Origin of the sequence: Kitasatospora sp. NPDC101447, from assembly GCF_044767225.1 — a bacterium.
Lineage (GTDB): Bacteria > Actinomycetota > Actinomycetes > Streptomycetales > Streptomycetaceae > Kitasatospora.
This window is the reverse complement of record NZ_JBIWNL010000038.1, coordinates 81,866-90,121: the sequence shown is the minus strand read 5'-3', so window position 1 is coordinate 90,121 and position 8,256 is coordinate 81,866. Positions and strand designations below refer to the sequence as shown.

Genomic DNA, 8,256 nt, shown 5'->3' with positions numbered 1-8,256 from the left:
TCGGACCGCCTTCCAGCGGACCCTCCGGGCTTCGTTCTTTCGTGTTTCCAGCTTATCAGACGTTTTCCGCTCCGTTTCCGGGGCTTCGTTCATCCGACTTGCCGGTGTCTTCCGGGGCTTGACGCCCTGTCCGACGTTTCAAACTCTAGCCGATCAGTGCTCCGAAAAGCGAATCGGCCGCAATCCGATAAAACGACACACCAAATACATGCCGAGCCGCGACGCGGAAATGCGAACGCAACCCAGCCCGAACCTGGGAAGTGGAGTTTCAAGGGATTGGCCGCCCCGGGACCGTCCGCGCTGTTGCGTGTCCGGTGCTCCCTGCCGAGCGACTAGAGAACAGTACTCCTCCTTCGCGCTCAGGCCAAACGCCCCTGCCAGGCCCCACCCAGAACCCCACCCCGCGCCCGGTCCCGAGGCGGCCGGATCCGCGCTCGGCGCCCCGCCGGCGCCCCGCCGACGCCCCGCCGGAGCGCCGGCCGCTCGCGCCTCAACGCGGCGTTCATCGTTTGTCTATCGCCTCCCACCAGGATCGTCCCCGCAGGGTGCCCGACACGATGGCGGGCGCCCCCGTTCGAGAGAGGTAGCGGGGACATGAAGGCGACGAAGACACTGCAGCGGCTGGCGATCGGGGCGGCGACCAGCGGGCTGGCGCTGGCCGGGGTGCTGGTGGGAGCAGGAAACGCGACCGCGGCGATCGGCGACTACCAAGCGGTGCAGATGCCGGAGCCGGGGATCCTCTACAAGGGTTACCAGCTCAGCGCCGGCGACACCCGGCTGGTCATGCAGGACGACGGGAACCTCGTCATGTACGTCACCGACCCTTCCGGTGCGGTCACGGCCCCGTGGTCCAGCCACACCGTCGGCTGCGGCGACAGGACGATCATGCAGGGCGACGGGAACCTCGTCGTCTACGATCGGGCCGGCAAGCGCTGCTGGGCCAACGACGTGTACAAGACCGGGCCCGGCACGGCCTCCCTCGAAGTGCACAGCGGCGGCGGTCTCCACATCAACATGGGCGCCGGCAGCACCAACTACTACATGAACCAGCTCACCCTCCGGCTGGGCTCCTCGGACCCGTACTAGAAGGCCCTCATCCCCGTTCGGCGAGCCACCTCACCAGGTCCGCCACCGACCACCAGGGCCGGGCCGCGAGCCGTGTCGCCGCCGTCCGCAGCAGGACGGGCAGGTGCCCGCAGAGACCGGCCAGCTCCACCGCCGCAGCCGGCTCCCGGCTGATCCGCTCCACGCCCACGATCCGCGCCAGCAGCTCGTGGGCGTCGTGCGGTTCCAGCGGTCCGACCGCCAGTCGGACCGCCTCGGCGGGCAGCACCTCGGGGTCCGCCCCCGTCACCACGGCCGCGCACCCCGGTACGGCGGGCAGCAGCGGTGTGGGGTCGGCCGCCCCGTCGAGCACCACCAGCACCCGCCGCCCGGCGAGCGCCGCCCGGTAGTGCGCGGTCAGCTCGCCGACCGGGGCGCAGCCGGCGGGCCGCTCCCCCAGGGCCCGCAGGAAGGCCGCGAGGATCGTGCCGGGGTCTCCCCCGCCCGCGTACAGCTGCCCGTCCGGGAAAGCGTCCTGGACGCCGTGCGCGACGTGCACGGCCAGCGCCGACGTCCCGCAGCCCGCCGGGCCCGACAGCGCCACCACCGGCGAACCGCCGGCCGTGCGGAGGACCTGTTGGGCCTGCCCCGCCAGGCCGGCCCGGCCGACCAGATCGGGGATGTCCGGCGGGAGCTGGCCGGGCCTCGGCAGCCGCCGCAGCGACATCGGGGTCTCCCCACGCCGGATCCGCTCGGCCAATTCGACCACCACCGGCGCCGGTTCGAGCCCCAGCTCCCGGTCCAACCGTTCCCGCAGCGCCTCGTACACCGCCAGCGCCTCCGCCGTGCGGCCGCAGCGGTGCAGCGCCAGCAGGTGCAGCCGGTGGACCTCCTCGTCCTGCGGGTGCGCGGCCGCCAGTACGGCCAGCGACTCCACCACGTCGGCGTGCCGCCCGAGGGCCACCTCCAGGTCGAACAGCGTCTTCACCAGGGCGAAACGGCCGGCCGACAGCCGTTCCCGCGTCCGCTCCGCGAACGCCCCGGGCACGCCGTCCAACGCGCGGTCGCCCTCCCACGTCGCGAGCGCCGCCACCAGCAACTCCCGTGCCCGGGCCGGATCCTCGTGACGCAGCGCAACGGCCTCCGCCGTCGCGCCCTCGTAACGGAAGAGGTCCACCGCCTCCCGCGGCACGGCCAGCCGGTACCCGCCCGCAGCCGCCACCAGCAGCTCGGGAGCGCCGAGCGCCCGCCGCAACCGGTGCGCATGGGTGCCGATCTGCCCCACCGGATCCTTCGGCCAGCAGGTGTCGTCCTCACCCCACAGGCCCTCCACCAGCCGGTCCGTCGGCACCAGCTGCCCGGGGGCGAGCAGCAAAGCGGCCAGCACGGCCCGCTGCTGCGGCCGGCCGAGGTCCACCTCGCGGCCGTCGCACGTGGCGCCCAACGGCCCCAGCACGCGGAATTCGAGCCGCACAGCCCACCCCTCGAAGCTCGGAATCCGGTGCACAATCTGTGACAGAGCATAGGCCGCCGGGGTATGGGGGCGCCGCTGTCCGGACGGAAGTGGCGGAATCACGGCGCAGGGACGACTCTCGGGACGGGACATGGACGACATGGGGGGATCCGGACTGCGGTTCGGACTGCTGGGGCCGCTCCGGGCCTGGTACGGGGAACAGGAACTGGAACTGGGCAGACCGCAGCAGCGGGCCGTGCTCGCCGTGCTGCTGGCCGCCGCCGGGCGGACCGTGGCGGTCCCGGTCCTGGTCGAAGGGGTGTGGGGCGGGGCGGCCGCGCCCGCCGACCCGCGCAAGGCCGTCCAGCTCGCGGTATCCCGGCTGCGCAGCGCGTTCCGGCCGTACAGCGACGCCGACCCGGACCGGCCGCCACTGGTCCGGGTCGGCGACGGCTACGCGCTGCGGGTGCCCGGGGCCGCGGTGGACGCGGCCGCCTGGGAGGCGCTGCTGGCCGAGGCCGAACGGCTGCGGGCGGCGGACGCACCGCCGCGGGAGGTCCGCGAGGTGCTGCGGCGCGCCCAGCAGCTGTGGGTCGGCGAGCCGCTCGCCGGATTGCCCGGGCCGCACGCCGACGCCGTCCGGGCCCGGCTCGCCGAGCAGCGGATCTCGGCCAGGGAGACCCGGCTGGAGCTGGACGCCGAACTCGGCGACCGCACCGACCTGACGGCGGAGGCCGAGGCACTCGCCCTGGAGCACCCCGGACGCCCCCGGCTCACCGCCGTCCTGATGCGCGCCCTCTACCAGTCCGGCCGCAAGGCCGAGGCGCTCGCCGTGTACGAGGACGCCCGCCCGTCACTGCCGCCGGACGCACCGGGCCCCGCCGAGGTGCAGCTGCGCATCCTGCGCGAGGACGCCACCCTGCTGCCCGCCGGGGCCGCGTCCGAAGCCGCCACCGACGCCTGGCAGGCGCCCAACCAGCTGCCCTGCGACCTGCCCGACTTCACCGGACGCGACGACGAGGTGGAGACCCTCGCGGACCAGCTCTCCGCGGCCGGCGGACGCGCCGTCGTGGTCTCCGCCCTGGACGGCATGGGCGGCGTCGGCAAGACCACGCTCGCCGTGCACGTCGCCCGGCAGATCCGTGCGCGGTTCCCCGACGGGCAGCTCTTCGCCGACCTGCGCGGCGAGGACCGCACCCCGCCCGACCCGGGAAAGGTCCTCGCCGGATTCCTGCGCGTCCTGGGCGTCGCCCCCGCGGACGTCCCGCCGGACACCGGCGAACGCAGCGCGCTCTACCGCTCGGCGCTGGCCGGGCGACGCGTCCTGGTCGTCCTCGACAACGCCGCCGATTCCGCCCACGTCGAACCGCTGCTGCCCGGCTCGGCCGGCTGCGCCGTGCTCATCACCAGCCGCCACCGGCTGGCCGGTCTCGCCGGGGCGCACCAGTTGCGCCTGGACACCCTGCCGCCGGAACGGGCCCTGGAACTGCTCACCCGCATCGTCGGCGCCGAACGCGTCGCCGCCGAACCCGCGGCCGCCGAGGAGGTCGTCCGGGCCTGCGGGCTGCTCCCGCTCGCCGTCCGGATCGCCGCCTCCCGGCTCGCCACCGACCCCGCGCTCACCCTCGCGGCGCTCGCCGAAGGCCTGCGCCACGAACACCGGCTGGCCCAACTCAGCGACGGCGAACGGACCCTGGAAGCCACCTTCGCGCTGTCCTACCGCCGTCTGGCACCCGAACTCGCCCGCGCCTTCCGCCTGCTGTCGCTGCCCGACGCCCCCGACCTCCCGCTGCCCTGCGCCGCCGCCCTGCTCGGCCGCGACGAGGACGAGGCCGACCGGCTCCTCGAAGAGCTCGTCGACCTGAACCTGCTGCACTCCCCCCGGTTCGGCCGCTACGGCTTCCACGACCTCGTCCGCGCCTACGCCCGCGGCCGGCTCGCCGCCGAGGAGAGCGCCGCCGAACGGACCGCCGCCACCGACCGGCTGCTCGACTTCTGCCTCGCCACCGCCCGCAACGCCGACCTCGCCGCCCGCAAGGCCGAGCCCGCCGAGCTCAGCCTGCTCGGCGCACCCGTGGCCGTTCCCGGCCGGCCGATCGCCGACGGCCCGGAAGCCGTGCAGTGGATGCGCGACCAGGCCGAGGTGCACGCCGCCGTCATCGCGCTCGGCTGCGCCGATCCGGCCCTGCCGCTCGACCGGGCCGCCGAACTCGCCGACCGGATGGGCGCCGTGCTGCCGGAACGCACCCAGACCACCGTCATCGTCGACCTCGCCGGAGCCATCGCCCGGCAAGCGGCCGCCCGGGGCGAGCACGGGCCGCTCGCCCTCGCCCGCTACCTGCGCGGCAGCATGCTCTGGCACATCAACCGCTACGCCGAGTCCGAGGAGGAGATCGGCCGGGCCGTCGCCCTGTCGGACGGGGACGAGCGGACCGAACGCGTGCTCGCCAAGGCCCTGGTCACCCTCGGCAGCAACGCCCGGACGCACGGCCGGTACGCGGAGGCCGCCGAACACGCCGGCCGCGCCGCCGGCCTGTTCCACCACCTCGGCGCCCAGCGCGCGGAGGGCAGCGCGCTCGGCGAGTTCGCGTTCAGCGCCGCCCAGACCGGGCGCCTCGACGAAGCCCGGGACGCCGCCGAACGCAGCGCCCGCCTGATGAGCGCCTCCGGGCCGGTCTCCGCGGCGATCGGCCGCTACTACCTCGCCCGGGTGCTGCGGCTGTGCGGCGACCCGGAGGCGGCGCTGGACCACGCCGTCGGTGCCCGCGAGGAGTTCACCGAGCTCCAGGTCACCGTGTTCGCGGCCGCGGCCGGCGACCTCGCCGCCCGCATCCACGCCGAGGCCGGCCGCTGGCTGCTCGCCGTCGACTCCGCCGAGGCCGTCCTCCCGCTCGCCCGCCGCACCAGTGCCGCACTGGAGGCCGGCCTGCTGCGCACCCTCGGCACCGCACTCACCGGCCTCGGCCGCCCGCGCCAGGCCCGGGCCTGTCTGGCGGACTCCCTGGAGGTGTACGAGCGGCTGGGGCTGTCGGAGGAGGCCGCGCAGGTCAGGGGGCTGCTGGCGCAGTAGACGCGGCATCAACGCGCGTTCTTGCTACGCGCGTTGACCGCCCGTCTGCCGCGATCCTGGAACGTCCTCCTCGTCAGGCCCCGGGCCACCGCGAACGCGGCCCGGGGCGACACCACAGACGAGAGGCGCAACCCATGCCCACCCTCCCGCAGCACGGCCAGACCCTCACCCTCAGGTCCGCCAACGGAACCGTCGCCGACGTCCGTTCCAGCCAGACCGCCGCCGGCACCGCCGTCCAGTCCTGGGGCCCCAACGGCACCGCCGCACAGGGCTGGACCTTCTGGGCCAAGGAGAACGGCAGCTTCCTCCTGGAGACCCAGCTGACCACCGGGCGGCACGCACCCGGCCAGGCCATGGTCATGGACTACAACTACTCCATCGGCCAGGCCTGGCTGTTCAACGAGCACAACCAGCCCAACCAGCACTGGTGCTTCGAGCCCGTCGACAACGACTGGGTCCGCATCCGCACCACCCGCGCCGACGAGGGCGCGCTGTTCCTCACCGCCGCCGCCCCCGGCTCCCCGCTCACGCTGGGCCGGCAGGACGACGGCAACCCGGCGCAGCGGTGGCAGCTCGTCCCGGCCGGCGCCGGCGGCGCGGGCGGCGCGGGCCGACCGCAGCCCCAGCCGCAGCCGCAGCCCCAGCCGGGGGGCGGCGGTGACTTCCGCACCGAGATGCTGAACGCCGTCAACGCCGAGCGCGGCCGGGTCGGCGCCCCGGCACTGCTCCTGGACGACCGCCTCGGCTCGGCCGCCCAGCGCCACGCCAACGACATGGCCTCGCACGACCTCACCCAGCACGACGGCACCGACGGCAGCTCCCCCTGGGACCGCATCCGGGACGCCGGCCTCACCAACGTGGCCGCCGCCGAGAACGTCACCCCGGGCAACAGCGTGGGAGAGGCGATGCAGATGTGGATGAACAGCCCGCACCACCGGGACAACATCCTCAACCCCACCTACAACCGCCTCGGCGTCGGCTACGCCCCGCGCCAGCGCGGCAACTGGGGCCGCTACGTCCAGACCTTCGCCAAGGTCTGAGACCCCGACCGGCACCTTTCGAGCATCGAGCAACAAGGAGTCCACACCCATGTCCTCGAACGCGGCGGACCTGATCCGCGTCGCCCGAGACGAGGTCGGCTACCACGAGGGTCGCAGCGGCGGGCACTGGAACAACGTCCAGAAGTTCTCGCCCGCCGTCTCCGGCCTGGAGTGGTCCCAGGGCGAGGCCTGGTGCGCCACCTTCGTCGCCTGGTGCGCCCAGGAGTCCGGCAACGCCGGCCTCTTCCCGGTCAGCGCCTCCTGCGCGGAGGGCGTCGCCTGGTTCACGGAGCGCGGCCGCTTCACCGAGTACCCGGTGATCGGCGGCCAGGTCTTCTTCGGGCCCGGCGGCGGCAGCCACACCGGCATCTGCATCGCCTACACCGGCTCCACCATCACCACCGTCGAGGGGAACACCAACGACGGCGGCAGCTCCGAGGGCGACGGCGTCTACATGAAGACCCGTGACCGCCGCTCGGACTGGGTCCACGGCTACGGCATCCCGGACTTCGCCGGCGGCGTGGTCCTCGCCGACCCGGAGTGGAAGGACCGGCCCGGGGCGATCTACTTCGGGCAGGAGGCCTCCGCGGACGACAGTCCGAGCGGCGGCGCGGCGTCCGGCGGCGCCCCGGCCGGCGACTCCGGCCCGGCGGGCGACGCCGGCGGGGACGGCTTCGAGCCCTTCCCCGGCGCCGACTTCTTCCACGACGGCCGGCACAGCGACGTCGTCACGCGGATGGGCGAGCGCCTCGTCGCCGAGGGCTGCTCGGCCTACGCCGAGGGCCCCGGCCCCGAGTGGTCCGACGCCGACCGCGAGTCCTTCCGCAACTGGCAGCACAAGCTCGGCGACTCCGGTCCGGACGCCGACGGCATCCCCGGCCCCAAGCAGTGGGCCGCGCTCCGGGTCCCGCGCGGCTGACGCCGGGCCCGTCCACCACACCAGAAGGAGAACACCGATGAGAACCACCACGGGAACCACCGGCCGCACCCGCAGGGTCCTCGCCTCGCTCGGCGCCGTCGCGGCCGTCGCGGGGGCGGTCGTGGCCGGTGCGCCGGCCGCGCAGGCCGCGTCGTCCGCGCAGGCCGGCTGCGAGCTGTCGCCCTCCCTGCACAGCCCCGCGAAGATCTACAACGGCGCCGCCGGCGTCCTCGACCTGCCGCAGAACAACGAGGCCAACGGCCAGCGGATCGGCGTCTACTCGTCCAACGACTGGTCCTCCGCCCAGTCCTGGTTCGTCTGGGGCTACTGCGACGGCACCACCGCCATCTCGCACGGCAGCGGCGGCAAGGTCGTCGACCTGGACACCGGTTCGGGCTCCGTCCGGCTCTGGGACACCCCCGGGGGCTGGGACGGGCTCAACCAGCCGGCCGGGGACTGGATGCCGGCCGACCAGAAGTGGCGGCTGACCGACGAGGACCGCGGCTGGTACCTGGTCCGCAACGCGGCCACCGGGCAGTGCCTCCGGGGCAACGGCGTCGGCCAGTTCACCTCGATGGCGAACTGCAACGGCAGCGACCCGGCCCAGCGCTGGATGCTCTGACCCACCCCCGGGGGGGGGGGGGGGGGGGGGGGGGGGGGGGGGGGGGGGGGGGGGGGGGGGCGCCCCGGCGGGCCGGGGGGGGGGGCGGGGGGGGGGGGGGGGGGGGCG

6 protein-coding genes are annotated in these 8,256 nt (G+C 74.8%); 5 read left to right on the top strand and 1 reads right to left on the bottom strand.

Features of this window, described 5'->3' with window-relative positions:
- Positions 1-594: 594 nt before the first annotated feature.
- Positions 595-1,086 carry a hypothetical protein gene (locus tag ACIRST_RS35005; RefSeq protein WP_350524960.1) on the top strand — a complete coding sequence of 164 codons (492 nt, stop codon included), beginning with the start codon at positions 595-597 and terminating at the stop codon, positions 1,084-1,086.
- Between the two features lie 7 nt (positions 1,087-1,093).
- Here ACIRST_RS35005 and ACIRST_RS35000 read toward each other — a convergent pair whose 3' ends face one another.
- Positions 1,094-2,518 (bottom strand): BTAD domain-containing putative transcriptional regulator, encoded by a 1,425-nt coding sequence (locus ACIRST_RS35000; RefSeq protein ID WP_402807574.1) that lies wholly within the window; start codon positions 2,516-2,518, stop codon positions 1,094-1,096.
- A gap of 130 nt (positions 2,519-2,648) precedes the next feature.
- Here ACIRST_RS35000 and ACIRST_RS34995 point away from each other — a divergent pair, with 130 nt between their 5' ends.
- The 4 genes from ACIRST_RS34995 to ACIRST_RS34980 all read left to right on the top strand — a co-directional run bounded on the left by ACIRST_RS34995 (position 2,649) and on the right by ACIRST_RS34980 (position 8,148).
- On the top strand, positions 2,649-5,567 hold the full coding sequence (locus tag ACIRST_RS34995) for an AfsR/SARP family transcriptional regulator (protein ID WP_402807572.1): 2,919 nt from the start codon (positions 2,649-2,651) through the stop codon (positions 5,565-5,567).
- Positions 5,568-5,701: 134 nt separating this feature from the next.
- The gene (locus tag ACIRST_RS34990) at positions 5,702-6,607 is read left to right on the top strand and encodes a CAP domain-containing protein (protein WP_402807569.1); all 906 of its coding nucleotides are present in this window, start codon (positions 5,702-5,704) and stop codon (positions 6,605-6,607) included.
- Positions 6,608-6,656: 49 nt separating this feature from the next.
- Positions 6,657-7,526, top strand: coding sequence for a peptidoglycan-binding protein (locus tag ACIRST_RS34985; protein ID WP_350524956.1), 870 nt, complete (start codon positions 6,657-6,659; stop codon positions 7,524-7,526).
- 37 nt (positions 7,527-7,563) lie between these two features.
- Entirely contained in the window at positions 7,564-8,148 is a 585-nt protein-coding gene (locus ACIRST_RS34980; protein WP_402807566.1) for an RICIN domain-containing protein, read from the top strand.
- Positions 8,149-8,256 lie beyond the last annotated feature (108 nt).

Coding starts and splice junctions, on each gene's coding strand:
- ACIRST_RS35005 (WP_350524960.1), top strand. CDS start 595: ATGAAGGCGACGAAGACACTGCAGCGGCTGGCGATCGGGGCGGCGACC.
- ACIRST_RS34985 (WP_350524956.1), top strand. CDS start 6,657: ATGTCCTCGAACGCGGCGGACCTGATCCGCGTCGCCCGAGACGAGGTC.
- ACIRST_RS34995 (WP_402807572.1), top strand. CDS start 2,649: ATGGACGACATGGGGGGATCCGGACTGCGGTTCGGACTGCTGGGGCCG.
- ACIRST_RS34980 (WP_402807566.1), top strand. CDS start 7,564: ATGAGAACCACCACGGGAACCACCGGCCGCACCCGCAGGGTCCTCGCC.
- ACIRST_RS34990 (WP_402807569.1), top strand. CDS start 5,702: ATGCCCACCCTCCCGCAGCACGGCCAGACCCTCACCCTCAGGTCCGCC.